This window comes from Priestia sp. SIMBA_032 (assembly GCF_046535215.1).
Lineage (GTDB): Bacteria > Bacillota > Bacilli > Bacillales > Bacillaceae_H > Priestia > Priestia aryabhattai.
Genome location: NZ_JAWRXD010000896.1, coordinates 1 through 263, shown reverse-complemented (window position 1 = coordinate 263; position 263 = coordinate 1). Strand labels below are relative to the sequence as shown.

The 263-nt window shown below is 44.1% G+C and carries 1 protein-coding gene; it reads left to right on the top strand.

Annotation, left to right across the window (positions count from 1 at the left end):
* On the top strand, positions 1 to 263 hold a 263-nt coding region (locus SB717_RS36905; RefSeq protein WP_410908048.1), incomplete at its 3' end, for a c-type cytochrome.

The following is a 263-nucleotide window of genomic DNA, read 5'->3' as shown; positions in this document are numbered from 1 at the left end:
GTGAAAAAGAAATTGTTGGCTATTGCGCTAGGGACATCGGTTGTTTTTACTTTAGGAGCATGCGGAAATAAAGAAGAGAGTAAGTCTTCGAAACAGTCTGCAAGCACAGACAGCGCAGAACAAATTGTCCAAAGAAGTTGTGCTGGATGTCACGCAACAGATTTATCAGGGGCAACTGGACCTGATTTAAGAAAAGTGGGCGGTAAGTACGACGCCGCAGATATCGAAGAGATTATTAAAAAAGGCCGCGGTTCAATGTCACC